Annotated in this window: 25 protein-coding genes; 8 read left to right on the top strand and 17 right to left on the bottom strand. The window is 67.7% G+C overall.

Going from position 1 to position 25,534, the window contains the following annotated elements; translation table 11 throughout:
* Window positions 1–9 precede the first annotated feature (9 nt).
* The 3 genes from urtC to urtA all read right to left on the bottom strand — a co-directional run bounded on the left by urtC (window position 10) and on the right by urtA (window position 4,172).
* The gene (gene urtC, locus Q0C57_RS04080; RefSeq protein WP_296572686.1) at window positions 10–1,152 is read right to left on the bottom strand and encodes an urea ABC transporter permease subunit UrtC; all 1,143 of its coding nucleotides are present in this window, start codon (window positions 1,150–1,152) and stop codon (window positions 10–12) included.
* Window positions 1,152–2,702, bottom strand: coding sequence for an urea ABC transporter permease subunit UrtB (gene urtB, locus Q0C57_RS04075; RefSeq protein WP_296572684.1), 1,551 nt, complete (start codon window positions 2,700–2,702; stop codon window positions 1,152–1,154). Before urtB ends, urtC begins: the two co-directional genes overlap by 1 nt.
* A 225-nt stretch (window positions 2,703–2,927) precedes the next feature.
* Window positions 2,928–4,172 (bottom strand): urea ABC transporter substrate-binding protein, encoded by a 1,245-nt coding sequence (gene urtA / locus Q0C57_RS04070; protein ID WP_296572681.1) that lies wholly within the window; start codon window positions 4,170–4,172, stop codon window positions 2,928–2,930.
* 385 nt (window positions 4,173–4,557) lie between these two features.
* Between urtA and Q0C57_RS04065 the strand changes: the two genes are divergently transcribed.
* The 4 genes from Q0C57_RS04065 to rlmJ all read left to right on the top strand — a co-directional run bounded on the left by Q0C57_RS04065 (window position 4,558) and on the right by rlmJ (window position 8,902).
* On the top strand, window positions 4,558–5,631 hold the full coding sequence (locus Q0C57_RS04065; RefSeq protein WP_296572430.1) for an acyltransferase family protein: 1,074 nt from the start codon (window positions 4,558–4,560) through the stop codon (window positions 5,629–5,631).
* 75 nt (window positions 5,632–5,706) lie between these two features.
* Entirely contained in the window at window positions 5,707–7,092 is a 1,386-nt protein-coding gene (locus Q0C57_RS04060) for an MFS transporter (protein WP_296572428.1), read from the top strand.
* The gene (locus Q0C57_RS04055; protein ID WP_296572426.1) at window positions 7,092–8,021 is read left to right on the top strand and encodes a methyltransferase domain-containing protein; all 930 of its coding nucleotides are present in this window, start codon (window positions 7,092–7,094) and stop codon (window positions 8,019–8,021) included. The genes Q0C57_RS04060 and Q0C57_RS04055 overlap by 1 nt, the downstream gene beginning before the upstream one ends.
* A gap of 41 nt (window positions 8,022–8,062) precedes the next feature.
* Window positions 8,063–8,902, top strand: coding sequence for a 23S rRNA (adenine(2030)-N(6))-methyltransferase RlmJ (gene rlmJ, locus Q0C57_RS04050; protein WP_296572423.1), 840 nt, complete (start codon window positions 8,063–8,065; stop codon window positions 8,900–8,902).
* Window positions 8,903–8,911: 9 nt separating this feature from the next.
* Here rlmJ and Q0C57_RS04045 read toward each other — a convergent pair whose 3' ends face one another.
* The 4 genes from Q0C57_RS04045 to Q0C57_RS04030 form a co-directional block, all read right to left on the bottom strand.
* Complete coding sequence (locus Q0C57_RS04045) at window positions 8,912–9,034, bottom strand: hypothetical protein (protein ID WP_296572420.1); 123 nt, start codon at window positions 9,032–9,034, stop codon at window positions 8,912–8,914.
* Window positions 9,035–9,196: 162 nt separating this feature from the next.
* Complete coding sequence (locus tag Q0C57_RS04040) at window positions 9,197–10,084, bottom strand: NAD-dependent epimerase/dehydratase family protein (RefSeq protein ID WP_296572417.1); 888 nt, start codon at window positions 10,082–10,084, stop codon at window positions 9,197–9,199.
* A 34-nt stretch (window positions 10,085–10,118) separates the two neighbouring features.
* A complete protein-coding gene (gene queG, locus Q0C57_RS04035; RefSeq protein ID WP_296572678.1) occupies window positions 10,119–11,213 on the bottom strand; it encodes a tRNA epoxyqueuosine(34) reductase QueG in 1,095 nt (364 codons plus the stop codon).
* A 14-nt stretch (window positions 11,214–11,227) separates the two neighbouring features.
* The gene (locus tag Q0C57_RS04030) at window positions 11,228–11,920 is read right to left on the bottom strand and encodes a glutathione S-transferase family protein (RefSeq protein ID WP_296572414.1); all 693 of its coding nucleotides are present in this window, start codon (window positions 11,918–11,920) and stop codon (window positions 11,228–11,230) included.
* Window positions 11,921–12,201: 281 nt separating this feature from the next.
* Here Q0C57_RS04030 and Q0C57_RS04025 point away from each other — a divergent pair, with 281 nt between their 5' ends.
* The gene (locus Q0C57_RS04025; protein WP_296572411.1) at window positions 12,202–13,005 is read left to right on the top strand and encodes an undecaprenyl-diphosphate phosphatase; all 804 of its coding nucleotides are present in this window, start codon (window positions 12,202–12,204) and stop codon (window positions 13,003–13,005) included.
* A gap of 6 nt (window positions 13,006–13,011) precedes the next feature.
* On the opposite strand, the gene Q0C57_RS04020 is transcribed toward Q0C57_RS04025, so the two are convergent.
* Window positions 13,012–13,974: a complex I NDUFA9 subunit family protein gene (locus Q0C57_RS04020; RefSeq protein ID WP_296572408.1), complete on the bottom strand. Its 963-nt coding sequence runs from the start codon at window positions 13,972–13,974 to the stop codon at window positions 13,012–13,014.
* Window positions 13,975–14,068: 94 nt separating this feature from the next.
* Window positions 14,069–14,542, bottom strand: coding sequence for a VTT domain-containing protein (locus tag Q0C57_RS04015; RefSeq protein WP_296572405.1), 474 nt, complete (start codon window positions 14,540–14,542; stop codon window positions 14,069–14,071).
* Between the two features lie 122 nt (window positions 14,543–14,664).
* Here Q0C57_RS04015 and Q0C57_RS04010 point away from each other — a divergent pair, with 122 nt between their 5' ends.
* Window positions 14,665–15,015 carry a MarR family transcriptional regulator gene (locus Q0C57_RS04010; RefSeq protein WP_296572403.1) on the top strand — a complete coding sequence of 117 codons (351 nt, stop codon included), beginning with the start codon at window positions 14,665–14,667 and terminating at the stop codon, window positions 15,013–15,015.
* 33 nt (window positions 15,016–15,048) lie between these two features.
* Window positions 15,049–15,921 (top strand): NlpC/P60 family protein, encoded by an 873-nt coding sequence (locus Q0C57_RS04005; protein ID WP_296572400.1) that lies wholly within the window; start codon window positions 15,049–15,051, stop codon window positions 15,919–15,921.
* Here the strand turns inward: Q0C57_RS04005 and Q0C57_RS04000 are convergent.
* The 8 genes from Q0C57_RS04000 to Q0C57_RS03965 all read right to left on the bottom strand — a co-directional run bounded on the left by Q0C57_RS04000 (window position 15,918) and on the right by Q0C57_RS03965 (window position 24,508).
* Complete coding sequence (locus tag Q0C57_RS04000; RefSeq protein ID WP_296572397.1) at window positions 15,918–16,610, bottom strand: thioredoxin domain-containing protein; 693 nt, start codon at window positions 16,608–16,610, stop codon at window positions 15,918–15,920. The genes Q0C57_RS04005 and Q0C57_RS04000 overlap by 4 nt on opposite strands.
* Before the next feature lie 82 nt (window positions 16,611–16,692).
* Window positions 16,693–18,786, bottom strand: a complete 2,094-nt coding sequence (locus Q0C57_RS03995; RefSeq protein ID WP_296572394.1) for a methyl-accepting chemotaxis protein — start codon at window positions 18,784–18,786, stop codon at window positions 16,693–16,695.
* 137 nt (window positions 18,787–18,923) lie between these two features.
* The gene (locus Q0C57_RS03990) at window positions 18,924–19,874 is read right to left on the bottom strand and encodes a glyoxylate/hydroxypyruvate reductase A (protein WP_296572391.1); all 951 of its coding nucleotides are present in this window, start codon (window positions 19,872–19,874) and stop codon (window positions 18,924–18,926) included.
* Window positions 19,871–21,505, bottom strand: coding sequence for an ABC transporter ATP-binding protein (locus Q0C57_RS03985; RefSeq protein WP_296572388.1), 1,635 nt, complete (start codon window positions 21,503–21,505; stop codon window positions 19,871–19,873). The genes Q0C57_RS03990 and Q0C57_RS03985 overlap by 4 nt, the downstream gene beginning before the upstream one ends.
* Window positions 21,502–21,963 (bottom strand): PIN domain-containing protein, encoded by a 462-nt coding sequence (locus tag Q0C57_RS03980; RefSeq protein ID WP_296572384.1) that lies wholly within the window; start codon window positions 21,961–21,963, stop codon window positions 21,502–21,504. Before Q0C57_RS03980 ends, Q0C57_RS03985 begins: the two co-directional genes overlap by 4 nt.
* Window positions 21,963–22,223: a hypothetical protein gene (locus Q0C57_RS03975; protein ID WP_296572383.1), complete on the bottom strand. Its 261-nt coding sequence runs from the start codon at window positions 22,221–22,223 to the stop codon at window positions 21,963–21,965. Before Q0C57_RS03975 ends, Q0C57_RS03980 begins: the two co-directional genes overlap by 1 nt.
* A gap of 20 nt (window positions 22,224–22,243) precedes the next feature.
* Entirely contained in the window at window positions 22,244–23,410 is a 1,167-nt protein-coding gene (locus tag Q0C57_RS03970; RefSeq protein WP_296572380.1) for an ABC transporter permease, read from the bottom strand.
* A gap of 3 nt (window positions 23,411–23,413) precedes the next feature.
* A complete protein-coding gene (locus Q0C57_RS03965) occupies window positions 23,414–24,508 on the bottom strand; it encodes a microcin C ABC transporter permease YejB (RefSeq protein ID WP_296572377.1) in 1,095 nt (364 codons plus the stop codon).
* A 122-nt stretch (window positions 24,509–24,630) separates the two neighbouring features.
* Here Q0C57_RS03965 and Q0C57_RS03960 point away from each other — a divergent pair, with 122 nt between their 5' ends.
* Window positions 24,631–25,323, top strand: coding sequence for a hypothetical protein (locus Q0C57_RS03960; protein ID WP_296572375.1), 693 nt, complete (start codon window positions 24,631–24,633; stop codon window positions 25,321–25,323).
* The last annotated feature ends 211 nt before the right edge of the window (window positions 25,324–25,534 follow it).

The following is a 25,534-nucleotide window of genomic DNA, read 5'->3' as shown; positions in this document are numbered from 1 at the left end:
GCTCCGTCCTCATTCCGCCGGCTGGCTCGCCGGCGAGGCGGTTGGCGGCTTGCGGCTCTCGCCGCGGCGCTTCCACCAATCGGTGAAGGTGCCGAGGATGCCCTTCGGCAGGAACAGTGTGACGAAGATGAACAGACCGCCGAGGGCGAAGAGCCAGCCCTGCGGGAAGGCGCCGGTGAACCAGCTCTTGGCGAAGTTGACGAGGCCGGCGCCGAGGGCCGCGCCGACCAGCGTGCCGCGGCCACCGACCGCCACCCAGACGATGGCCTCGATGGAATTGGCGGGGGAGAATTCGCTCGGATTGATGATGCCGACCTGGGGCACGTAGAGCGCGCCGGCAATGCCGGCCATGACCGCCGAGACCGTCCAGACGAAGAGCTTGAAGTTCTCCACCCGGTAGCCGAGGAAGCGGGTGCGCGGCTCGGCGTCGCGGATGGCGATGATGATCTTGCCGGCCTTCGAGGTGACGATGGCGCGGGCGACGAGATAGCCGGCCATCAATGCCAGGACCGATAGCGAGAAAAGCACCGCCCGGGTCGTCTGGCTCTGGATGTTGAAGCCGAGAATGTCCTTGAAGTCGGTGAGGCCGTTATTGCCGCCGAAGCCCATGTCGTTGCGGAAGAAGGCGAGCATCAGCGCATAGGTGAGCGCCTGGGTGATGATCGACAGATAGACGCCGGTGACGCGGGAGCGGAAGGCGAACCAGCCGAAGACGAAGGCGAGGAGGCCCGGAACCAGGGCCACCATCAGCATGGCATAGGGGAAGGAGGAGAAGCCCCACCAGGCGACAGGCAATTCCGTCCAGTTCAGGAAGACCATGAAATCCGGCAGGGTCGGATGAGCATAGACGCCGCGCGGACCGATCTGCAGCATCAGATACATGCCCATGGCATAGCCGCCGAGGGCGAAGAAGGCGCCGTGGCCGAGGGAGAGGATGCCGCAATAGCCCCAGACCAGATCGACCGCGATGGCGAGCAGGGCATAGGTCATGTACTTGCCCCAGAGCCCTACGGCCGTGTTCGACACGTGGAACATCGATCCCGGCGGCACGGCAAGGTTCAGCACCGGCACGAGGACGGCGGCGAGGCCGAGGAGCACCAGAAAAACCCAGCCGCCGCGGTCGATCCTTTCGAAGAGAAACCGGGTAAGCATCATTCCACCGCCCGGCCCTTGAGGGCGAACAGGCCCCGGGGACGCTTCTGGATGAACAGGATGATGAAAACGAGGAGCAGGATCTTGCCCAGCACCGCGCCGGCATAGGGTTCGAGGAACTTGTTGGCGATGCCGAGCGTCATGGCGGCGACCAGCGTGCCCCAGAGATTGCCGACGCCGCCGAAGACCACGACCATGAAACTGTCGATGATGTAGGCCTGGCCGAGATTGGGCGAGACATTGTCGATCTGGCTCAGCGCCACGCCGGCGAGCCCCGCGATCCCCGAGCCGAGCCCGAAGGTGAAGGCGTCGACCCAGTTGGTGCGGATGCCCATGGCCCCTGCCATCCGCCGGTTCTGGGTCACCGCCCGCGTCTGCAGTCCGAAGGGCGTGCGCTTGAGGAACAGCAGCAGGGCGGCGAAGACGATGATAGCGAAAACGATGATGGCGAGCCGGTTGGCGGTGATGGCGAGATGGCCGATCTCGATGGAGCCGGACATCCAGGACGGCGTCGTCACCTCCCGGTTGGTGGGGCCGAACCAGGTGCGCACCGCCTGCTGCAGCACGAGGCTGACGCCCCAGGTGGCGAGCAGCGTCTCCAGCGCCCGGCCATAGAGATGGCGGATGATGAGCCGCTCGATGGCGACGCCGATGGCACCGGCGACGAGGAAGGCCATGGGCAGGGCGATGAAGAGCGAGACGTCCATGAGGCCGGGGGCGACGGTGCGGATGGTCTGCTGCACCACGAAGGTCGTGTAGGCGCCGATCATCACCATCTCGCCATGGGCCATGTTGATCACGCCCATGACCCCGAAGGTGATGGCGAGGCCGATGGCGGCGAGCAGCAGGACCGAGCCGAGGGAAATGCCGTGCCAGACGTTCTGGCCGGCCTCCCAGACGGCCAGGGTGCGGCGGATGCCGACCGCGGCGCTCTCGGCCGCCTCGCGCACCAGCGGCGGTGTCGTCGCTGGCAGCGAGCCGAGCATGGCGAGGGCGTCCTGATCACCGCGGCGCTGGATGATGCCGATGGCGGCGATGCGGTCGGCCTCGGCGGCCTGCGGGTTGGCGACGACCACGGCGGCGCGCGCCTCCTCCATCAGCTTCCTGATGCGGGGGTCACGCTCCTGGCCGATGGCCGCGTCCAGGGCGGCCAGCGCCGCGCTGTCGCGCGACTTGAAAACGGCTTCCGCGGCGCTGGTGCGGCGGGCGGGGTCGGGGTGGAGCAGCGACAGCGCACCGACGGCGGCATCGATGGCGCGGCGGACATTGTTGTTGAGGCGCACCGGGCGTGTCGTGCCGACATCGGCCGCCGGCTCGCCGGTGAGGGCGTTGACGAAGGAATTGTCGGGGCGGCGGATGAAGACCTGGCGGTCGCCGGCGCGGTAGACGAGGCGGCCGTCGCGCAGCGCCTCGATGACGGGGGCGGCGCGCGGCGAGCCGGACGTGGCGAGGCCGTTCACGGCGCCGGCGATGTCGTTGAAGCTCTCGGTGGCGAAGCGCTGGACGAGGGCGGCATGGTCCTGTGCCCGGGCGGGACCGGCGAGGATCAGGACGAAGGCGGCGAGGGCGGCCACAAGGAATGCCGACAGGGCGCGGATCGGGCCGATGTCCTTGTCCCGCGCAGCAGGCGGAGGGGAGCAGGGGCGCAAGGTCCCGGAACCGGAGTCGAGACCGGATCGTGTTGACGCGTTCAAGCTCGGCCCTCGTTGCGCAGCAGTGCAGGGGAAGAAGGGGGGCGCGCCGCTGCCGGCGCGCCCCCTGTCGTCGGATCGAGTTCAGCGCTGGGCGCCGCCGCAGCGTCCGGTGCGGACGTTGAAATTGCCGCAGTTCATCGGCGGACGGTGGTCGGCGATCAGGTCGCGCGAGCCTTCCAGATGCGGTGACCATTCCTGCGCCACGACGGTGCCGGGAGTCTGCCAGACCGTCTGGATCTGGCCGTTCTCCTGGATCTCGCCGATCAGCACCGGCTTGGTGATGTGATGGTTCGGCATCATGGTCGAGATGCCGCCGGTCAGGTTCGGCACGGCGATGCCGATCATGGCGCGACGCACCGCGGTCGCGTCGGTGGTGCCGGCGGCTTCGACCGCCTTCACCCACATGGCGAAGCCGATGACATGGGCCTCCATCGGATCGTTGGTGACGGCCCGCTCGTTCTTCTTGAAGGCCCGCCAGCGGGCGATGAAGTCGCGGTTGGCGGGGGTATCGACCGACTGGAAGTAATTCCAGGCGGCGAGGTGGCCGACCAGCGGCTTGGTGTCGATGCCGGCCAGTTCCTCTTCACCGACCGAGAAGGCGATGACGGGAATGTCGGTCGCCTTGACGCCCTGGTTGCCGAGCTCCTTGTAGAAGGGGACGTTGGCGTCGCCGTTGATCGTGGAGACGACCGCGGTCTTCACGCCGGTCGAGCCGAAGCGCTTGATGGTCGCGACGCGCGTCTGCCAGTCGGAATGGCCGAAGGGTGTATAATTGGTGGAGATGTCCTCGGCCTTGATGCCCTTGGAAAGAAGGTAGGCCTCGAGAATGCGGTTGGTGGTGCGCGGATAGACGTAGTCCGTGCCTTCGAGGACGAAACGCTTCACGCCCTCGGAAAGGAGATAGTCGATGGCCGGGATCGCCTGCTGGTTCGGGGCGGCGCCGGTGTAGAAGATGTTCGGCGAGGATTCCTCGCCCTCGTACTGCACGGGATAGAACAGGATCGAGTTCAGTTCCTCGAAGACCGGCAGGACCGACTTGCGGGACACCGAGGTCCAGCAGCCGAAGGTCACGGCGACCTTGTGCTGGGCGATCAATTCGCGGGCCTTCTCGGCGAAGAGCGGCCAGTTCGAAGCGGGATCGACGACGACGGGTTCAAGCTTCTTGCCGAGCACGCCGCCACGCTTGTTCTGCTCCTCGATGAGCATGAGCATGACGTCCTTCAGCGTGGTCTCGCTGATGGCCATCGTCCCCGACAGCGAGTGCAGGATACCGATCTTGATCGTCTCCTGCGCCTTGGCCGGCGCGGCGAGAACGCCGGCTGCCATGGCGGCGCCGGCGACGAGGCCGAGCACTTTTGATTTGAGGTTCAACATGGAGAGTTCCCGTTAGTGGTTCCGCCCCGGGCTTCGGCAGCCAGACCCTTGCCCGATGGCCGATGTCGCTTCGCAACGGGCGTGCCAGCACCGGATTTGTCGGCCAATCCTTTGACTCTGTTTTTGAATTATCTCTTGTCCTGTCCCTGCGGCTGGGGGTGCGCGCTGCGGCTGCATGGCCCGCTATGCAATACGCCTTTTTTTTAGGCATATGCTATTGCCTGTGATTGCAGCAGCAGCGCGGTGCGCGCGTCGATGGTCGGCTTAGGCTTTGTGAAGGGTTGCCGAGCTAGTCTGGTTCTCCAGAGCGCGGCGGTGGCCGCGCGGGGGTTTCGCCATGAGTCCGCCAGCCATCGCCGCCGAGGAGCGCCGTCCCGCCGCAGCTGCCGTCCCTGCGGCCGGGGCCCGCGCGCGCCTGCTCGACATCGACACCGCGAAGGGCATCGGCATCGTCCTGGTGGTGGTCGGGCACGTCGTGTCCCAGCAGGTTCCTGCCGGCCATGACTGGTACCAGTATCTCAAGACGGCGATCTATCTCTTCCACATGCCGTTCTTCATGTATCTCAGCGGCTATGTGCTGGGCTATGCCGGCAGCGACCGCAGCGACCGCAGCGACCGCAGCGACCGCAGCGAGGGCGCGGTGCGTTTCATCGCCCGGCGGGCGGACCGGCTGCTGCTGCCCTTCTTCGCCTTCGGGCTGATCATCATCGCCGGCAAGATGGTCTTCTCCCAGATCATCCACGTCGACAACACGCAGGACAGCCTCCTCGCCTATCTCGACGGTCTCTTCGTCCATACGAGCCGCAGCCCCGCGACCTCCGTCTGGTATCTCTACGCGGCCTTCGTCTATGCGCTGGTCTTCCGCTTCGTCGTGGTACCGTTCCCGCGCATCTTGCCCGCCCTCATCGTGCTCGGCCTGGTCCTGACGCAGATCGAGGTCGAGAGCCTCCTTTATGCCGACCGCGTGCTGCGCCATGCCGCCTTCTTCTTCATCGGCATCTGGCTGGGGCAGCGTCGCGGCCTCATGGCAGAGCTTCTGGAACGGCGGGGATGGCTCGCCGTCGCGCTCTTCGCCGTCCTGCTCACCGCCGCCCAGTGGCTGGCGAACCCGCTGATAGGCCTCGCCGTGGCGCTCGCTGCGATCCCGGCGCTGCATTTCGCCGCGGCACGGCTGGCGGCCGCGAACGATCCGGTCTTTCTGTTCTTCGGCCGCTACACCATGGCCATCTATCTGTTCAACACGATCTGCATCGGCCTGGTGAAGGGCTTCGGCTTCCTCGTGGTCAAATGGGACGGCAACGCCTTCTACGTCTATGTCGTCGTGCTGACCCTCGCGGGCCTGTTCCTGCCGGTGCTGATCCGCCTGGTGGTCGAGCGCCTGACACCGCCGCTGGCGCGCTATATCACGTGAGGTGCGCGGCGGCGTTGAGCTTTCATTAACCATGATCGCGTCACCTCATCCGACGGCACGGATGCGGAGGACGATATGAGCACGGGTCAGGCCGCCGTGGAGCCGGAGGCGGCGGCGCGGCGCAGCTGGAGCGAGGCGGCGGCGGTCTATTTCCGGCGCGACGTGCTGGTCGTCCTGTTCCTCGGCTTTTCCGCCGGCCTGCCGCTGGCCCTGTCCGGGTCGACCCTGCTGGTCTGGATGGCCGAAAGCTCGGTCAATCTTTCCACGATCGGCCTCTTCGCCCTGGTCGGCACCCCCTATACGATCAAGTTCCTGTGGGCGCCCATCGTCGATGCGCTCGACATTCCCGTCCTGTGCCGCCTGTTCGGACGCCGCCGCGGCTGGCTGATCTTCAGCCAGATCATGCTGATGGCGGCGATCGTTTTCCTCGGTTTCCAGAATCCCGACGTGTCGCCCTTCATGATCGCGCTGGGGGCGGTGCTGGTGGCGCTCGCCTCGGCGACGCAGGATATCGTCATCGATACCTACAGGGTCGAGAAGCTCGATGTGTCGGAACAGGCCGCTGGCGTCGGTGCCTATGTCGCGGCCTACCGGATCGGGATGCTCGTCTCCACCGCCGGCGCCCTCTTCATCGTCTCCTATTTCGAGAAGGTGCAGGGGTTCGACAAGGCGACGGCCTGGACCTTCGGCTATGTGGTGATGGCGGGTTTCGTCGCCGTCGGCATGGTGACGACGCTGCTGGCGCGCGAGCCTGGCCGTTCGGCGGAAGCGGCCCGGGGCCTTGCCGGCGAGAACCAGCTGGCGCGGGTCTGGAAGGCAGCGATCGGCGCCTTCTCCGAATTCCTGACCCGCGATGCGGCCCTCGCCGTCCTCGCATTCGTCATCCTGTTCAAGCTCTGCGACGCCTTCGTCGGGGCGATGACCGGGCCCTTCGTCATCCGCGGCATGGGCTATTCGCGCGAGGAATATGCGGCCATCGTCAAGGGGCTCGGCCTGGCGGCGACGCTGGCCGGGGGCTTTGCCGGCGGCTTCATCGCGCGTGGTCTCGACCTGCGGACCTGCCTGTGGCTCGCTGCCTTCCTGCAGATGGGCTCCAACCTCGTCTTTGCCCTGCAGGCGGTGATGCCCGCCAGCTATGCCATGCTCGCCTTTGTCATCGTGGCGGAGAATTTCACCGGCGCCATCGGCACGGTGATCTTCGTCGCCTATCTCTCCTCGCTCTGCCAGTCGCCGCTGCACACGGCGACGCAATATGCGCTGCTGTCGGCGCTTTCGGCCGTCGGGCGAACCTATATCTCCGCACCCGCCGGCTTTGTCGCGGCCCAGACGGGCTGGTTCTGGTTCTTCGTCCTGTCCTGCCTGACGGCGATCCCCAGCCTCATCCTCCTCTGGTGGCTGCAGAGGCGCGGACATTTCGCCTTCCTGACCCGGCCGACGGGCAAGCTTTCGGCCGACGACTGATGCGGCCTCCAGCCCTGCGCTCCTCCGGCGATCTCCTCGCGGATCGCCGCTACGACTACGCCATGGCGGCCAAGGCTGACGGCGACCTGACGGCGGCCGCGGATCTCCTGGTCCAGGCGCTGGAGATTGCGCCGCACTGGGCCGCCGGATGGTTTGCGCTCGGCGAGGTCGAGGTGGCGCGCGGGGAGCGCAATGCCGCTGCGGCGGCGTTCCGCCAGGCGCTCGACCGCGATCCGACCGACACACTGGGGGCGCAGCTGATGCTCGCCCGCCTCGGCGAGGTCGGCGCCGCCGGGGCGATGACACCCGCCTATGTGACGGCTCTCTACGAGGATTATGCGCCGCGCTTCGAGCAGGCGCTGCGCGAGGGGCTGGCCTATCGCGGTCCGGAAATCCTCCTCGAGGCGGTGACGCGCGCCTGCGCGGCTTCCGGCGCTCCCCTGCGCTTCGACAGCATGCTTGATCTGGGTTGCGGCACCGGACTGGCCGGCGAGGTCTTCGCACCGGTCGCCGGCACCATCGAAGGTGTCGACCTCTCGGAACGGATGGTCGAGATCGCCCGGCGCAAGGGGATCTATGGGCGCCTCGCCGTCGGCGATCTCGCGCTGCATCTGGCGGCCCTGCCCGATGCCTCTGCCGATCTTGTGGTGGCGGCCGACGTGTTCATCTACTGCGCCGATCTCGCACCGATCCTCGCCGAGGCCGGCCGGGTCCTGTCGCCAGACGGTCTCTGTGCCTTCACCGTCGAGACCCATGACGGCGACGGTGTCATCCTCGGTGCCGGGCTCCGCTATGCCCATGCCGCACCGGTGCTGCGGGCGGCGCTGGCGGCCGGCGGCCTGCGTCCCCTCGTCTTCGAGCCGGCGACCACGCGCCGCGAGGCTGGACAGCCCGTTCCCGGCTGGCTGGTCGTCGCCATCCGGGGCTGAGACATTGACCGCGGCGGCAATGCCCGTCACAGCCTTCATCCATGAACTACCGCTACGCCTTCCACGCCGGAAACCCGGCCGACGTCGTCAAGCACGCCGTACTCGCCTACATCCTCGCGCATATGATGCAGAAGGAGCAGCCGATCCGCGTGGTGGATACCCATGCCGGCATCGGCCGCTATGACCTGACCTCCGACCCCGCCGAGCGGACGGGGGAATGGGTGGAGGGCATCGGCCGCCTGTGGGGCAAGGATTTGCCCGAACCGCTGGCGGCTTTCCTCGATCCCTATCTCGACGTCGTCGCGCGGCTCAATCCGGACGGGCGTCTGACCCATTATCCCGGCAGTCCCGAGATCGCGCGGCTGATGACCCGCCCCGTCGACGGGCTCACCTTCTGCGAACTCCACCCGGAGGATTCGCGCACCCTCGCTGCCCTCTATGCGCGGGAGAAGCGCGCCAAGGTCATCGCCCTGGATGGCTGGCTGGCGCCCAAGGCCTTCCTGCCGCCGAAGGAGACCCGCGGCCTCGTCCTGATCGATCCGCCCTTCGAGCGGCGCGGTGACTATGACCGCCTCGCCGAGGCGCTGGCCCATGGGGTGCGCCGCTTCGCCACCGGCGTCTTCGTGCTCTGGTATCCGGTGAAGGACCCGGTCGAGGTGAAGCGCTTCCACCGGATGATCGCCGAGCTGGCGATTCCGAAATGCCTCACCATCGAGGCGACCTGGCGTGTCGTGGACGGTCAGCGCCTGTCGGGGGCCGGTCTGGTGACCGTCAATGCCCCCTACACGCTCGCGCCTGCCATCCGCGCGGCCGGTCAGTCACTGTGGAACGCCCTGAACGTTCCCGCGGGCCGGCTTCTCGTGTCCGGCGACGCGTCCTGAGCCCGGAACTTACGGGTCGGTGCGCAGATTCATCTGCCTGGCGGTGTCGACGACGAAGAGCGCGAGAGCCGCGCCGACGCCGATGCCGATGAGAATGATGGCCAGGTCTGCAATGCCGATGTCGATCATCATGACATACCCCTAAGGCTCGGGTGACGGTCGTCATCCGCTGCACCGGCCGTCGGGGAGGCCTGCGGCTGACGAACGAGGGGTATGGTTCCGTGATTTGTGCGTCGCAGCAATGCTGTCACGGCTATGCTGCAATGCAATAACAAGATGACTCTGCGGAACTCCCTAGCGCCTGCCGTCGCCCCCGGCGGCCAATGCCCGGAGCGCCGCCTTGAAGTTTGGATGCAACAGCTTAACGAAGAGTTCACCCTTCAGCTTCATGTTGCTGACCCTTTTGCACTCGGCATAGAAGCTCCGCCCCATGGGAGAGAGGCCGCTCTCTTCGAAGGGGATCTCCGGCGGTGGTGGCATCTCCAGAAGCTCCGCCGCATAGGCGATGACGTCCTGCGGGGGTGAGGGCTCGTCGTCGGTGACATTGACGATGCCCGCATAGCCCTTGGCGAAGCAGGCCAGGACCGCCTGAGCGATGTCGTCGACATGGATGCGGTTGAAGACCTGCCCGGGCTTGATGATGCGCCGGGCCGTGCCGCGGGCCATGTTCACCAGCGCGTTCTGCCCCGGCCCGTAGATACCCGAGAGACGCAGGATGGCGACGGGGATGTCATGGGCCTGTCCAAGGGCCTGCCAGGCGCGCTCGGCCTCGAGCCTTTCGAAGCTGCGCGCGCTGGCAGGCTTCGGTTCCGTCGTCTCGTCCACCCAGCCGCCGCCGTGGTCGCCATAGACGCCGACGGTCGAGAGATAGGCGATGGCCTTGGCCGGATGGGCCGCAAGAGCTGCGGCGCAGGCCCTGAGGACGGGATCGCCGGCTTCGTCCGGCGGGGCGGAGACCAGGATGTGATCGGCCGTGCCGATGGCCGCGGCGAGGTCCGGCGACAGGGCCGTGCCGTCGAAAGGCAGCACGGTGACGGCGCGCCCCTCGACGGGCGCCGCTGACAGGGCGACGGCCCGTTCGGCCGAGCGAACGGTCGCGGTGATCCGGCTGGTGGTGGCCGGTGCGGCGCGCAGGACGGCGCGGGATGAATAGCCGAGGCCGAAGACGAGGAGATGCGTCATGTGATGAGCTTACGGTTGGCGATCGGGGGGGAGCTTAGGGGATGAGCGTCCACTCGGCGAGCACGTCGGGATGGTCCTCACTGGCTGGCGGCCGCGCCGGCAGGCGTTCCGGTGCGAGCTGCCGCAGGGCCCAGACGGCCGCGCCGCGCACGACCGGGGCGGGATCTGCGAGGAGGTCGAGGGCGACTTCGGCCAGCGCGGTCTCGCCGCTGTTGCCGAGGGCGACGAGGACGTTGCGGACGAAGCGGTCGCGGCCGATCCGCTTGACCGGGCTCTTGGCGAAGAGCGCCCGGAACGCGGCGTCGTCGAGCCGCGCCAGATCGGCGAGGGCCGGCCGCCTGAGATGGTCGCGCGCCGCCAGTTTCAGGTTGCGCCCGGTCTCGGCGAACTTGTTCCAGGGGCAGGCGGCAAGGCAATCGTCGCAGCCATAGACCCGGTTGCCCATGGGCTTGCGGAATTCGTGCGGGATCGGGCCCTTGTGCTCGATGGTGAGGTAGCTGATGCAGCGCCGGGCATCGAGGGCATAGGGACGCGGAAAGGCGTCGGTCGGGCAGATGGCGAGGCAGGCGCGGCACGAGCCGCAATGATCGCGCTCCGGCGCGTCGGGCGGGATGTCCAGGGTCGTCATGACGGCGCCGAGGAAGAGCCAGGAGCCGAAGTCGCGGGAGACGAGGTTGGTGTGCTTGCCCTGCCAGCCGAGACCGGCGGCGGCCGCCAGGGGCTTTTCCATCAAAGGGGCGGTATCGACGAAGACCTTGAGCTCGCAGCCCGTCTCCTCCACCAGCCAGCGGGCCAGCGCCTTGAGCCGCGCCTTGACGACCTCGTGATAGTCGTCGCCGCGGGCATAGACGGAGATCAGGCCCCTGTCATGGTCGTTCAGGCCGTCGAGAGGGTCCTCGTCCGGCCCGTAATTGACGCCGAGCATGACGAGGGAACGGCCCTCGGGCCACATGGCATTGGGGTGGGAACGCCGCGCAAGCGTCTCCGCCATCCAGTGCATCGACCCGTGATGGCCGGCCGCGACGGCCGCGGCCAGGCGCTCGCCGGCCTTGGGGATGGCGTCGGGCCGGGTGAAGCCGATGGCGTCGAACCCTTCGGCGCGGGCCTGCGCCGCGATGGCGGCGCGCAGCGCGACCGGGTCGCTCAGAAGTCGAGATCGGCGTAGCTCGCGCTCGGCTGCATGCCGACCACGCGGTCGTTCAGCAGGGTGCGGAAGGACGGGCGCGATTTCACCCGCGCATACCAGTCCCTCGCTGTCGCGTCGTCGTTCCACGGAACCTCACCCAGATAGTCCACCACCGACAGATGCGCGGCAGCCGCCAGATCGGCGTAGCTCATCTGGGGGCCGGCGAGCCAGTCGCTGCGCGCGGCCAGCCAGCCCACATAGGCCAGATGATAGCGGATATTGGCGCGTGCGGCGCGCAGCGCCGTCGTGTTCGGCGCGCCGCCGCCATATTCGGCCGGGATGAACCGCTTGTCGATCTTCTCTTCCACCAGAGGACCCGACACTTCCTCGAAGAACTTGCCGTGGAACCAGCGCATCAGGCGGCGCACCTCGATGCGGTGCAGGATCGCCTCGGGCATCAGGCGGCGATCGAAGGGCAGGGTGTCGGTGTCGTCGAGCCACCCGGCGACGCCCTCGGGACCCGGGACGGCGACGCCTTCCGACAGTTCCAGAACCGGCGTCGTCCCCTCGGGATTGATCCGCAGGAACTCGGTCCGGCGCTCCCAGGGCTTCTCCTCGACCAGATCCGCATCGAGACCACGTTCGGCAAGCACGAGGCGCACAAAGCGGGAATGCGGGCAGAAAAAACGATGGTGGAGAGTGAGTCCCATGCGCCCCAGACCTGAACGACCCGCAATCGAGGGTCTCGATATGGTTTTTCGATGACAATGCGGGTGGAGGCGGGTGCATAGCGCCATGACGGCAGGGAAACAACCGCAGGATTTGCCGATCGGCCTTCACGATCCGTCATGGTTGACCAGTGGTGAACGGCGCGTCGATGCGCGCATCCGCATTGTCACGCCGCCGCATGCTTAACCGGACATGAAGACAGTGGAGCCTAAGACAGGCCCGGCGCCGGCGTTCCGGCGGTTGCTATAGGACCGGGGTCGGTATGGACATCGTGAACTTGGCCAAGGCGCTGTTCCTTGGCGTGGTGGAGGGGGCGACCGAGTTCATCCCGGTCTCGTCGACGGGCCATCTGATCCTGATCGGCCATTTCCTCGGCTTCAAATCGACGGGCAGGACCTTCGAGGTCCTGATCCAGCTCGGCGCGATTCTCGCCCTCCTGCTGGTCTATTTCTCCCGCCTGCTCGGCGTCGTCCTGTGCCTTCCGACCGATGCCTGGGCCCGGCGCTTCGTCGTGTCTGTCGTCGTCGCCTTCCTGCCGGCAGCGGCCCTCGGCGCGCTGCTGCATGGCCAGATCAAGGCCCTGTTCGAGCGGCCCGATCTGGTCTGCGTGGCGCTGATCCTCGGTGGCATCGTCCTGCTGGTCGTCGACCGGATGAAGCTCGAGGTCCGCGAGGACAATGCGTTCCGTTTCTCGCCCTTGCTGGCGCTGAAGATCGGACTGTGCCAGTGCGCCGCGCTGTTTCCCGGGGTCTCGCGGTCGGGAGCCACCATCGTCGGGGCCCTGCTGATGGGCACGTCGAAGCGGGCCGCCGCGGAGTTCTCGTTCTTCCTCGCCATGCCGACCATGGCCGGGGCCTTCGCCTATGACCTCTACAAGAATCACAAGCTGCTCGACTTCTCCGACGTCACGACCATCGGCGTCGGCTTCGTCGCCGCCTTCATTTCCGGCCTCTTCGTAGTCCGCTTCCTGCTCGACTATGTCAGCCGCTATGGGTTCAAGCTCTTTGCCGTGTGGCGGATCGTGGTCGGCTCGGCCGGGCTCCTGGGGCTCTATCTGATGGGCTGAGGCCGGTCAGCGCGTCGATTCAGTGAACTGCCCCTGCCGGCGGAACCGCCAGAGATAGGTGGGGACGACCGCCTCCACCGACTGGGGCTGGATGCCAAGGCCCTCGAGGGTCCGTCCCTCGGCTTTGGCGGCGGCGCTCACGACATTGTCGCTGCGCAGCAGTTCCACCTGGTCCTCGGTCAGCAACGGCTTGGGCAGCAGCTGCAGGACCTTGGCCTGCAGGCGGGCAAGGCCGAAGGGCAGGGATACCAGCAGGCGCTTGCGCTGGATCGTCGCCAGCACGAATTCCAGGAGCTCGCGGAAACTCTTCACGGCGGGGCCGCCGAGCTCATAGACGGTGCCGGGCTTCGTCTGCCCGTCCACGGCGGCCATGACGGCCTGCGCCACGTCGCCGACGAAGACCGGCTGGAACTTCGTCCCGCCGCCGCCGACCAGCGGCAGGGCCGGGGCCATCTGCGCCATGCCGGCGAAACGGTTGAAGAAGCCGTCCTCCGGGCCGAACACGATGGAGGGCCGCAGGATCACCGCGTCGGGGACTTCCTGCAGCACGGCCGCCTCGCCCGCCGCCTTGGTGCGCGCATAGAGCGCGGCGCTGTCGGCGTCGGCGCCGATGGCCGAGACGTGGATGAGGCGGGCGCCGGCCTCGGCCGCAGCCCTGGCGACGGTCGCGGCGCCGCGGGCCTGGACGGAATCGAATTTCTGGCGGCCGCTCTCGAACAGGATGCCGACGCAGTTGATGACGATTTCCGCGCCGGCCACGGCCTGGCGGACCGAATCGGGGTAGCGCAGATTGGCCTGGACGGCATGGATCTGCCCCACGGCGCCGAGCGGTTGCAGATGGCCGGCGAGATCGGGACGGCGGACGGCGACGCGGACCCGGAAGCCGCGTTTGGCGAGGGCCCGCACGACATGTCGCCCGACGAATCCCGAACCGCCAAAGACGGTGACGAGCCTGTCGTAGGTCTGCATCGCGATAGCCTCTCGCAGTCACGGGGAACGGGCCGTGATTAGTGCATTTCACCGGGGAGGTACAGGGGCGGCGGCGCCGACAGGGCGGGCCCTGTCACGTCCACCAGGCGATGACCCCGGCGGCTGCCGCCCAGACCGCGGCATAGCGCAGGGTGCGGGCGAAGCCGGTGATCAGCGCCGTCGGCAGGGCGGGATAGCGCGCCATGCCGGCGACGAGGGTGATGGGGTCGCCGATGACCGGCAGCCAGCATAGCAGCAGGGTCGCCCAGCCCCAGCGGGCGAACAGCCGCGTGGCGCGGGCGAAGCTCTCGGGTGGCAGACGGAACCGCCGCATCCAGGCATGGCCGCGCTCGCTGTCGGCGCCACGGGCGATCTGTGTGCCGATCCACCAGCTCGTCATGCCCCCGGCCGTATTGGCGATGGCCGCGGCGAGGAACAGCGCCCAGGGGCTGGCCGTGCCGGCGGCGAGGAGCGCGACGAAGACCGCCTCCGATCCTCCGGGCAGGAGGGTGGCGGCGGTGAAGGCCGCGAGGGCCATGGTGGTCAGCGAGGCGAGGTCGGCGACCACTGGGCGCTCCGGGTTAACCCTTGCCTCATGCCATGGCGCATGACCCTTGCACAGGGGGCAGCCGGGCCTTTTAATACGGGTCCGAAACGAGTTGTCCCGAGCGTCTTCCGGTAGCGTGTCCCATGGCCGTCGTGTTGCGCCCGTCCCAGGCGATGAAGCTGATGCACGACGTGTCGCTGGCCCTGGTGCGCGACGGCGAACCGGATCTCTCGTCGCGCCAGCTTGCCATCCTGCTCACCATCTATCTCGAGCCGCCGCCCCATCATGTCCGCGATCTCGCCCGCAAGCTCGGCGTCACCAAGCCGGTCATCACCCGTGCCCTCGACAGCATGGGCAAGCTCGAGCTCGTCTCGCGCCGCCGCGACGAGAACGACCGGCGGGACGTGGTCATCCAGCGGACGGTGAAGGGCGCGCTCGCGGTCGAAAGGCTCGGCGATCTGGTCGCCGAACATGCCGGCCTGCTGCCGCCCTGACCCGTTAACCGCACCCGTGCTAGCCTGATCGCCATGACCTACGCCCTGCCGCCCGGCTTCGACCGCCGTCTCACCCCCGCTCGTGCCGATCTCGCCGCCGCCCATCTCGAAGGCCAGGTGGCGAGCGCCCGCTTCGTCGAGGGCCGTGCCGTCCGCGTCGAACTGCCCGTGGTGCCGCTCGCGCCCTCGCGCGTCGTCAATGCCGCCCGCGACAGCGAGCTGCTCTACGGCGAGGAGGCGGTGCTCTACGAGGACGAGGCGGGCTTCGCCTATGTGCAGTCGGTCCGCGACGGCTATGTCGGCTATGCCGTCTCGCCGGCCTTCAGGCCGCGCCGGGCGCCGGCCACGCACCGGGTCGCCGTCTCCCGCACCCATCTCTATCCCGGGCCCAGCATCAAGCTGCCGCCCAACTGGCTGATCCACCGCAACAGCCGCCTGACCGTCGAACGGGAGACCAGCGAATTCGCGGTGACGGATACCGGGGCACATGTCATCGCGGCCCATCTTGAACCGCTCGACCGGGTCGCCAGCGACTTCGTCACTGTGGCGGAGAGCTATCTCGGAACGCCCTACCTGTGGGCCGGCCGCACCAGCCTCGGCATCGATTGCTCCGGCCTGGTGCAGACGGCGCTGGAGGCCTGTGGAATCGCCGTGCCGCGGGATACCGACATGCAGGAAAAGGCCGTCGGCGCAGCCATCGCCTTCGATGGCGACGTGACGGCCCTCAGGCGCGGCGATCTGGTCTTCTGGAAGGGCCATGTGGGCATCGTCGCCGGCCCCGACACGCTGCTCCATGCCAACGGCCATCACATGATGGTGGTGGGGGAGCCGCTCAGCGGCGCCATTGCCCGCATCCGCGACAAATCCTATGGCGAGGTCACCAGCGTCAGGCGGCTGCCCGCCTAGGTGCAGACCGGCTTGTCGCAATCGCGGATCGATCCCACGATGGCCTCCATCGCCGGGCGGCCCGGCCAGCCGATCACCGCGGTCCCGGCAATCAACCAGGACGGGGTCGCGGCGAGGTTGCTGGCATTGGCGAGGCGCACCGCCTGGGCGACGACCCGGCCGGATTCGGGCCGGTCCGCGAGGTCCTCGACAGCCTTGCGGTCGAGCCCGAGATCGGTGGCGAGATCAAGGGCCCGCAGCCCGTCGAAGAGGCCGCGCGCGCGCATCGAGGCCTCATGGAAGGCGCGGGCCTTGTCGACACCGCCGAGGACCTTGACGGCATATTCCACCCGCGCCGCCAGAACGGACGGCAGCCCGAGGCTCGGTGCATTGATGATGGTGACGGCGAGTTCGCGGTCGCGCGCCAGCATCTGGGTCACGTCGCGGGCGGCGACCCGGCAATAGGGACAGTTCGAATCGAAGACCTCGATGATCGTGACGTCGGCCAGGCGCGCGCCAAAGGTGACGGCATTCTCGAGGGCCATGATCTCCGTCTGGAGCTCGATCGGCAGGCGGAAATTCTGGATGGGACGGCCGGTCGCGTCCTTCAGCGGATACCAGCCCTCCTGCGCCCGGAGCGCCTGGGGGGCGGCGAGCCCGGCAACGGCGGCGAGGCTGGACAGGGCTGCGAGCCGGCGGGTCAGGCGCATGGCGGGGACTCTCGAAGGCGAACGGCCGCACCATCACGGAGCGGCCGTCGCATGGACAATCAAGCCTGCGTGAGGGCAGGGGTCAGGCGGCCTTCACCGTCTCGATGAAGCGCGCCACCTCCCGCTGCAGGACCTCGCTCTCGCGGGACAGGGACTGGGCCGAGCTCAGCACCTGGGTCGAGGCCGAGCCGGTCTCGGCGGCGCCGCTGTTGACGCTGGCGATGTTGCTGGCGACCTCGGCGGTGCCCTGTGCGGCCTCCTGGACGTTGCGCGAGATCTCCTGGGTCGCTGCGCCCTGTTCCTCCACCGCGGCGGCGATGGCCGTGGCGATGCCGGCGAGATGGTCGATGGTCGCGCCGATCTCCTTGATCGCGGCGACGGAATCCTGCGTGGCCGCCTGCATCATGGCGATCTGGGCACCGATCTCCTCGGTGGCCTTGGCCGTCTGCGTGGCAAGCTGCTTGACCTCCGAGGCGACCACCGCGAAGCCCTTGCCGGCCTCACCGGCGCGGGCTGCCTCGATGGTGGCGTTGAGGGCGAGGAGGTTGGTCTGCTCGGCGATGGCGGTGATCAGCTTCACCACGTCGCCGATGCGCCCGGCCGCCTGCGACAGCGCGGCGATGCGCTGGTCGGCCTTCTCAGCCTGCTTGACAGCCTCGCCTGACATGCGGCTCGATTCCTCGACCTGGCGGCCGATCTCGCTGACCGAACTCGCCATTTCCTCGGCGGCGCCGGCGACGGACTGGACATTGGCGGAAGCCTCGTCCGAGGCCGAGGCGACGACGGTGGCGAGGCCCTGGGTATTCTCCGCCGTCTTCGACAGGCTGGTGGCAGCGGCCTCCAGTTCGGCGGAAGCGCGCGAGACCGTCTGGACGATGCCGCCCACCGTGCCCTGGAAGGCGTCGGCGAGTTGCAGCATGGCCTCCCGCCGTTCCGCGGCGTTGCGGGCGGCGACGGCGCCCTGTTCGGAACGAAGGCGCTCGGCTTCCAGCATGTTGTCCTTGAAGGTCTGCATGGCACTGGCGAGGGCGCCGATCTCGTCCTTGCGGGCGGTGAACCGGCTTTCCACCGAGGTGTCGCCATTGGCGAGGCGCAGCATGGAGTCCTTGATCTCGGTCAGCGGACCGATCACCCGCCGCGCCATCAGGACGAGCGCAGCGATGGCGAAGGCGAGGGCCAGGGTGAGGGCGGAGAGCTGAACCACAAGGCTCCGGAAGGCGGCCGCCCGGGCGGCTTCCGAATGATCGCCGGCCACATTGAGTGCCGCATCAGCCGCAGACAGGATCATCCCGAGCCTGGGCACGGCGACCTGCGTCCACTGGCTGGGGGTGAAGCCCGGCGGCTGATTGGCGATCAGCGCGTTCAGGGTCGCCATGCGGACCTTCGCGAACTCCGGGTCGAAGAAGCCGCTGCGCGCCTTCTGCATGGCTTCCGCGAAGCTCGCAGGCAGGGACAGGCTTGCGGCGAGCTGCTCGACCGCAGCCCAGGACGTCTCCGTCCGGGTCATGAGGATCGTGTAGGCGACCAGGGGATTTTCCGGCAGCGGCATGCCGGCAAGCGGGTTGGAGATGAAGACCGACACATCGCCGGCCGCCTGCCGGGCGTTCCAGGCGTGCTGCTTGATGGCCATCAGCTGGTCGACGAAGGGATCGTCCAGGACAATCAGTCTCGTCAGGTCGCTGGACAGACGGTCCAGCATCGTGATCGTCTGGTCCGTCAGGTTGAAATAGTCTTCCGCGATGCCGGCCCGGCGCTGGGCCCGCGGAACCGCTATGGCGCGTGCCGTTTCCGCCATCATCGCGTCCAGGCGGGTGATCGCTGATTCCAGTTGGCTTGCGGCCGCGGCGGCGCCCGGGTAGTCGACCGTGCGCAGGTTGACCAGCGCTGCCCGCAAGGCCGGCATGGCGGCCTCGCGATGCGGGGCGATCGAGCGGGGCAGTGTCGCATGGACCTCGTCGAGGATCAGGGCCCGGCGCGAGGACGCTCGGTCGACGCGCAGATTGTGCAGGGCCGTGAACATATGCGTCGTCGAATCGACGACTGCGGCGATCCGGTTGGACTTCTGATACTGGGTCCAGGAGGTCCATGCCCCCATCGCCAACTGGGCGACCGTCACCAAGGCGAGAATGGACACAACGGTCTTGACGAGGCCGCTGACGGTGAGGCGGTTCAACACGGGTGATCTCCGGAACGTCTTCGCAGGTGCGAAACACCATCGCCGCCTCGCGTAAACGAACCGCTAAGTCAAACGCCCTCCGTCACGAAAAAAGTGTGACCGAGGACTGTCCTATACTTCCGCAGCGGAAGGTTTGTTCAGTAGCCGTGCGCGGGATCGACGACGTTCTGCAGGGGCGCGCCATCCATGTGGGCCCTGATCTGACCGGCGACATAGGCGGCGATGGCCGGCGGCGAGGAGATCGCCGAATTGTGCGGTGTCACCGTCACACGCGGATGCGACCAGAGCGGACTGTCCTCGGGGAGCGGTTCGGTCTGGAACACGTCGAGGATGGCAGTGCCGAGCTTGCCCGACGCGAGCGCGGCGAGGATGTCCGCCTCGTTCTGCAATCCACCGCGGCCGACATTGATCAGCACCGGGCCGCCAATGGCCTCGGCACTCGGCAGCTTGGCGAAGAGGGTTGCATTCAGAATGCCGGTCGTCTCCGCGGTGAGCGGCATCATCGCCACCAGAATGTCAGAGGCGCCGACGAGGGTGTCGAGGCCCTCGGCCCCGTGATGCATGGCGACGCCCTCGACCACCTTGGGCCGACGGCTCCAGCCGGCCACCTGGAAGCCCATGGCCTTCAGCTTGGCGGCGGAATCCTGGCCGAGGACACCCATGCCGAGAATGCCGACCCGGATGTCGCTCGCCTGCGGCTGGTCGCGCAGGTCGATCCATTGGCGCTCGCGCTGGAAGCCGTCATAGACGCGCACCCGGCGCAGCGCCAAAAGGCAGTGCATGACGACATATTCCGACATGCGGGTGGTCAGGTCCGGGTCGACGACGCGGACCACCGGCACGCCGGCTGGCAGACGCCTGTCCTTGAACAGGTGGTCGACGCCGGCACCGAGCGAGAAGATCGCCTCGAGCATCGGCAGGTCGGCGAAAGTGCCCTCGGGCTGTTTCCAGGCCGCCGCATAGCGCACCGCCCGGCGGTCGAAGATCTCGCCGGGAAGGACCACCCGCCAGCCGGGCAGGGCCGTCTGGAAACGGGTGCGCCAGGGTTCCGGGTCCCAGGCGCCGATACCGAGAAGCAGGATGTTCACGTCGACGGTCTCTCATGCGTTGAGGCCGCGAGATCGAAGGCGGCCGCGAAAAGTGCCTTGGTGTAATCGTTCTCCGGCGCCTTGAACACCCGCTCGGCTGCACCGCTCTCCACCACCTTGCCGCCCTTCATGACGATGATGTCGTCGGCCAGGGCGGACACCACCTTCAGGTCGTGCGAGATGAAGAGATAGGTCAGGTTCCGTTTCGCCTGGAGGTCGCGCAGGAGGTCGACGATCTGGGCCTGGACGATCCGGTCGAGGGCCGAGGTCGGCTCGTCGAGCAGGACGAAGGTCGGCTCCAGCACCATGGCGCGGGCGATGGCGATGCGCTGGCGCTGGCCGCCGGAGAATTCGTGCGGGTAGCGGTGCCGCGTCTCGGGATCGATTCCGACGTCGCGGAGGGCGGCGACGACCCGCGCGTCGCGCTGTCCCGCATCCAGGCCGGGATGATGGATGGCCAGGCCCTCGGCGACGATCTCGGCCACCGACATGCGCGGCGACAGGGAGCCATAGGGGTCCTGGAAGACCACCTGCATGAAGCGCCGGTTGGGCCGCATGGCCTTGAAGCCGAGGCCCTGGATCGGCCTGCCCATGAAGACGATGGGCCCCTCGGAGGCGATGAGGCGCAGAAGGGCGAGGCCGAGCGTCGTCTTACCGGACCCCGATTCCCCGACGATGCCGAGCGTGTGGCCCTCGCGCACGGTGACGGAAATGCCGTCCACCGCCTTGATGTGGCCGACGGTGCGACGAAGCAGGCCGCGCTTGACCGGGAACCAGACCCTGAGGTCGTCGGCCTTCATGATGGTGCCGGCATCGGCGCGGGTCGTGCGCACCCGCCGCTGCGGCTCGGCCGCCATGAGGTCGATGGTGTAGGGGTCCCGGGGTCTCTCGAAGATCTCGGTCACCGGACCCTGCTCGACGATGCGGCCGTTCTTCATGACGCAGACCCGGTCGGCGAGCCGCTTCACGATGCCGAGGTCATGGGTGATGAAGAGGATCGCCATGCCGAGCTCGCGCTGCAGATCCTTCAGCAGAGCGAGGATCTGCGCCTGGACGGTAACGTCAAGGGCGGTGGTCGGCTCGTCGGCGATGAGGAGGTCCGGCTCGTTGGCGAGCGCCATGGCGATCATGACGCGCTGGCGCTGGCCGCCGGACAATTGGTGCGGATAGGCGTCGAGCCGGCCGGCCGGATCGGGAATGCCGACCTTGCCGAGCAGTTCGATGGTGCGGGTGCGGGCGGCCTCCGTCGCCATGCCCCGGTGGAGGATCAGCGTCTCGGCGACCTGCTGTCCGATCGTGTGCAGCGGATTGAGCGAGGTCATCGGCTCCTGGAAGATGATGGTGACGGCATTGCCGCGCACCCGCCGCATGGCGGCCTCGTCGGCGGCCAGCAGGTCCTCGCCCTTGAACAGGATGCGACCCGAGGGGTGGGAGGCCGCCGGATAGGGCAGCAGCTTCATCACCGACAGGGCCGAGACCGACTTGCCGGACCCGGATTCCCCGACGATCGCGACGGTCTCGCCGCGCCGGACATCGAAGGAGATGCGGTCGACGGCGAGCGACACCTTGCCGCCCTGGGTGAAGGCGACCGAGAGGTCCTGGACGGAGAGGAGAGGGGTGTCGGCGGTCATGGAGCCTCGGACAGGCGATCGACGAGATCGGTGAGCTGGTCGTCGAAGGGCGTCACGATCCGAAGCCCGGTTACCGGCGGCAGGCGGGTGTCGTTGGTGACCAGCCAGCCCACATTCGCCAGCTGTGCGGTAGCCAGATGGATGGCGTCGGGCAATTTGAGGCGCGGATGCCGGGCGCGCAGGCGGGCTGCCGCTTCCAGCGTTTCAGCATCGATGCCCTTGACCACGATGCCGGGAAAGCCGCCGCCCAGCAGATGGCGGTAGCTGCGGATCGTTTCCTCCTGGCCGAAGCGCAGGGGCACGACCAGCGTTTCGCTAAGCGTCAGAAGGCTCGTGACGGCGGTGCAGCGCTCGTCCATCGCGGCATCGAGTAGGGCGCCCGCCGCTCCGATGCTGTCAGCGCGACCCTCGACGGCCATGATGAAGACGTTGGCGTCGCAATAGAAGCGACCGGCCATCAGCGGCGCGACCACCGTTCGGGCGGGTCGCCGTCGGCGTCGCGGATCCAGCGCACCATGTCGACCACCTCCTGCGTGCTCTCGTAGGGGTGGAAGCCGGGCTGTGCCAGGATGCGGGCGCGCAGGTCGGCAAGGCGTTCGCGCCGTGCCGACGGTTCCGTCTCGATGCGCAGGGTGACGTGACTGGCGTCGCCGATCTCCCGGCGGAGGTCCTCCGGCAACCGCTCCACCGGATAGTGCGGCTTGACGATCTCGTTCATGGGCAGAGCCTATCACAGCCTCACGCGAAGGTCTTGCGGGGGTCGAAAGCATCGCGCACCGCCTCGCCGACGAAGATGAGCAGCGAGAGCATCAGCGCCAGGGTGCAGAAGCCCGTCAGGGCCAGCCAGGGCGCCTGCAGGTTGGATTTGCCCTGCTGCAGGAGTTCGCCGAGCGAGGGCGATCCCACCGGCAGGCCGAAGCCGAGGAAATCAAGGGCGGTCAGCGTCATCACGCTGCCCGACAGGACGAAGGGCATGAAGGTGATGGTCGCCACCATGGCATTGGGCAGGAGGTGGCGGACCATGATGGTGGAGGAGGCGATGCCGAGCGCCCGGGCCGCGTTGACATATTCGAAGTTGCGGGCGCGCAGGAATTCGGCGCGCACGACGGCGACCAGCGTCACCCAGGAGAAGAGCAGGAGGATGCCGAGGAGCACGAAGAAGCTCGGCGCCAGCACCGAGGAGATGATGAGCAGCAGATAGAGCGAGGGGATGGCGGTCCAGATCTCGATGAAGCGCTGGAACAGGAGGTCCGTCCAGCCGCCGAAATAGCCCTGGACCGCCCCCGCCGCGATGCCGACGAGCGAGGAGATGATGGTCAGGGCGAGGCCGAAGAGCACGGAGATGCGGAAGCCGTAGATGACGCGGGCGAGCACGTCGCGGCCCTGGTCGTCGGTGCCGAGCCAGTTCCAGTTGCCGATCTCGCAATAGCTCGCACCCTGGGGCCGCTCGCCGCGGGGTTTCGCCTGCGCGGTGGTGCAGTCCGGCAGCCGCTCGCGCTGCGCCCATGTCGGGGCCGAGGGGAAGGGCGTCACGGGGTCCTTCACGGTGGAGGCGTAGTTGTGCCGGATCAGCGGCCAGACGAGGAAAGCCCCTTTCGCGTCGAAATGGTCGAGCAGGAAAGGGTCCTTGTAATCGGCCGGCGTCTCGAACTCGCCGCCGAGCTGCTTCTCCGAATAGTTCACCAGGGCGGGGAAGAAATTCTGCCCTTCGAGGCGGATGAAGAGCGGCCGGTCATTGGCGATGAGCTCGGCGAAGAGCGTCACGACGAAGAGGACCATGAAGATCCTGAGGCTCCACAGGCCGCGGCCATTGGCGCGGAAATTGGCGAGGCGGCGCTGGTTGAGCGGTGACAGGAAGGGGCGCGGCGGGGCGGCGTCGGCCTCGCGCAGGACGGCGGTGCTCATGGCTCAGACCTCCCGCGCCTCGAAGTCGATGCGCGGATCGACCCAGGTGTACATGAGGTCCGAGATGAGGTTCACCACGAGGCCGACGAGGGAGAAGATGAAGAGCGTGGCGAAGACCACGGGATAGTCGCGGTTCAGCACGCTCTCGAAGCCGAGGAGGCCGAGCCCGTCGAGGGAGAAGATGGTCTCGATCAGCAGCGACCCGGTGAAGAAGGCGTGGACGAAGGCGCCGGGAAAGCCGGCGATGACGATGAGCATGGCGTTGCGGAAGACGTGGCCGTAGAGCACCTGGTGCTCGTCGAGGCCCTTGGCGCGGGCGGTCATGACATATTGCTTGCGGATCTCGTCGAGGAACGAGTTCTTGGTCAGCAGCGTCATGGTGGCGAAGGCGCCGAGCGCCATGGCGGTGAGCGGCAGGGCGAGGTGCCAGAGATAGTCGAGGATCTTCTGGCCGAGGCTCAGCTCCGCCCAGTTGTCCGACCACAGGCCGCGCAGCGGGAACCAGTCGAGGAAGGACCCGCCGGCGAAGAGCACGATCAAGAGGATGGCGAAGAGGAAGCCGGGGATCGCATAGCCGATGATGATCACCGCCGAGGTCCAGACGTCGAAGCGCGAGCCGTCCTTCATCGCCTTGCGGATGCCGAGCGGGATGGAGACGAGATAGGTCAGCAGCGTCAGCCAGAGCCCGAGCGAGATGGAGACGGGGAGCTTCTCGCCGATGAGCTGCAGCACCGAGACGTCGCGGAAATAGCTCTTGCCGAAATCGAAGCGGGCATAGTTCCAGATCATCAGGAGGAAGCGCTCGTGGGCCGGCTTGTCGAACCCGAACTGCTTCTCGAGCTGAGCGATGAACTGCGGGTCGAGCCCCTGCGCGCCGCGATAGGTGCTGTTGGTGGCCTCCGCTGCGGTCGCCTGGGCGGCGTCCGCCCCGCCGCCGGAGACGCGCTGCGTCGCCGAGACGTCGTTGCCGGTGAGCTGGGCAATGACGCGCTCCACCGGCCCCCCCGGCGCGAACTGCACCACCAGGAAGGAGATCAGCATGATCCCGAGGATGGTCGGGATCATGAGCAGGGTGCGCCGGATGATGTAGGTCAGCATGGCGGCAGACTCGTGTGTGCGGAGTCCGCCGTCAATAGGTGGCGGCGCCGTCGCAACGTTAAGCAATCGTCAACCATGATCGGGTTCTGTCGGCCGGGGAACGTAACAGCAAGGCAGACAGCATGGTCGCCGCGCCAACCTCGGCGGGTTCGCCCGCCTCGTCGACACCACCGGCCCGCGACGCCGGTCCGCAGGATGGACGCACGTCGACGTACGCATCGAATGGAACGTCCAGCACGCAGCGGACCTCCACCTCCGCTGCCACCATCACCGTCCTGTCGGAAGCCGCCGCGGCCTTTGTAGGCGGTGGAGGCGGCATCGGCCTTTCGCAGGATATCGACGAGTTGGTCCAAAGCCGCACCGAGGCGCTCGCCAAGCGCCTGACCTCGGCCTTCGAGGCGTCCCAGATCCGGACCGACGAGCCGCTGGCCCTGCGGGTCGACCGATACGGGACCATAGAGGCGGACGGCCCCCAGAAGAAGAAGATCGAGAAGCTGATGCGGGAAGACCCGGAACTCGCACGGGAGTTCCGCACGGTCGCGTCCCTCAATGCCGCGCGGGCGGTCGCCGAAGCCCTCCGCCTCCATGCCGAAGAGCTGAAGGCGGCGCGCAATCCGGGAGAGAAGCGCGCCGCCGACGATCGCTATTCAGGCCGCGCGGTGGCGATCCACACCGCATCCGGCTCGATGACGCTGACGGACGGCCGGTTGATATCGGCGGCCGTCGTCTATGCGCAGTCGCTGTCCGATCCGCCCGCGGAAGGCAAGGAACTCGCAGCCTGGCTGGCCGACCAGAAGACCGATTTCCTCGTCTGAGGGGGCGGGGAAGGCATCCCCATGCCGCGAACCCCGCTGCATGACGCAAGTCCGTATTCTGAGGCTCGTTCGCCGATAGGCTCACCCGCACCTCAGAGTGAGCCGGGGTGGCGACTGGCATCAAGGCGGAAACGATCCGGGTGAGGCGTCCCCTTCACCTCTCCCCGGCGGGGAGAGGTCGGCCGCAGGCCGGGTGAGGGGGCTGATCCCG

It is taken from the genome of Phreatobacter sp., assembly GCF_022843985.1.
Lineage (GTDB): Bacteria > Pseudomonadota > Alphaproteobacteria > Rhizobiales > Phreatobacteraceae > Phreatobacter.
The sequence above is the reverse complement of the archived record's forward strand: the minus strand, read 5'-3'. Positions and strand labels throughout refer to the sequence as shown.

Coding starts and splice junctions, on each gene's coding strand:
- Q0C57_RS03965 (WP_296572377.1), bottom strand. CDS start 24,508: ATGCTGACCTACATCATCCGGCGCACCCTGCTCATGATCCCGACCATC.
- Q0C57_RS04020 (WP_296572408.1), bottom strand. CDS start 13,974: ATGCAGACCTACGACAGGCTCGTCACCGTCTTTGGCGGTTCGGGATTC.
- rlmJ (WP_296572423.1), top strand. CDS start 8,063: ATGAACTACCGCTACGCCTTCCACGCCGGAAACCCGGCCGACGTCGTC.
- Q0C57_RS04030 (WP_296572414.1), bottom strand. CDS start 11,920: ATGGGACTCACTCTCCACCATCGTTTTTTCTGCCCGCATTCCCGCTTT.
- Q0C57_RS03975 (WP_296572383.1), bottom strand. CDS start 22,223: ATGAACGAGATCGTCAAGCCGCACTATCCGGTGGAGCGGTTGCCGGAG.
- Q0C57_RS04055 (WP_296572426.1), top strand. CDS start 7,092: ATGCGGCCTCCAGCCCTGCGCTCCTCCGGCGATCTCCTCGCGGATCGC.
- Q0C57_RS04010 (WP_296572403.1), top strand. CDS start 14,665: ATGGCCGTCGTGTTGCGCCCGTCCCAGGCGATGAAGCTGATGCACGAC.
- Q0C57_RS04065 (WP_296572430.1), top strand. CDS start 4,558: ATGAGTCCGCCAGCCATCGCCGCCGAGGAGCGCCGTCCCGCCGCAGCT.
- Q0C57_RS03960 (WP_296572375.1), top strand. CDS start 24,631: ATGGTCGCCGCGCCAACCTCGGCGGGTTCGCCCGCCTCGTCGACACCA.
- Q0C57_RS03970 (WP_296572380.1), bottom strand. CDS start 23,410: ATGAGCACCGCCGTCCTGCGCGAGGCCGACGCCGCCCCGCCGCGCCCC.
- urtA (WP_296572681.1), bottom strand. CDS start 4,172: ATGGCAGCCGGCGTTCTCGCCGCGCCGGCCAAGGCGCAGGAGACGATC.
- Q0C57_RS03985 (WP_296572388.1), bottom strand. CDS start 21,505: ATGACCGCCGACACCCCTCTCCTCTCCGTCCAGGACCTCTCGGTCGCC.
- Q0C57_RS04005 (WP_296572400.1), top strand. CDS start 15,049: ATGACCTACGCCCTGCCGCCCGGCTTCGACCGCCGTCTCACCCCCGCT.
- urtC (WP_296572686.1), bottom strand. CDS start 1,152: ATGCTTACCCGGTTTCTCTTCGAAAGGATCGACCGCGGCGGCTGGGTT.
- Q0C57_RS04060 (WP_296572428.1), top strand. CDS start 5,707: ATGAGCACGGGTCAGGCCGCCGTGGAGCCGGAGGCGGCGGCGCGGCGC.
- Q0C57_RS04025 (WP_296572411.1), top strand. CDS start 12,202: ATGGACATCGTGAACTTGGCCAAGGCGCTGTTCCTTGGCGTGGTGGAG.
- Q0C57_RS04000 (WP_296572397.1), bottom strand. CDS start 16,610: ATGCGCCTGACCCGCCGGCTCGCAGCCCTGTCCAGCCTCGCCGCCGTT.
- Q0C57_RS04040 (WP_296572417.1), bottom strand. CDS start 10,084: ATGACGCATCTCCTCGTCTTCGGCCTCGGCTATTCATCCCGCGCCGTC.
- Q0C57_RS04045 (WP_296572420.1), bottom strand. CDS start 9,034: ATGATGATCGACATCGGCATTGCAGACCTGGCCATCATTCTCATCGGC.
- Q0C57_RS03980 (WP_296572384.1), bottom strand. CDS start 21,963: ATGGCCGGTCGCTTCTATTGCGACGCCAACGTCTTCATCATGGCCGTC.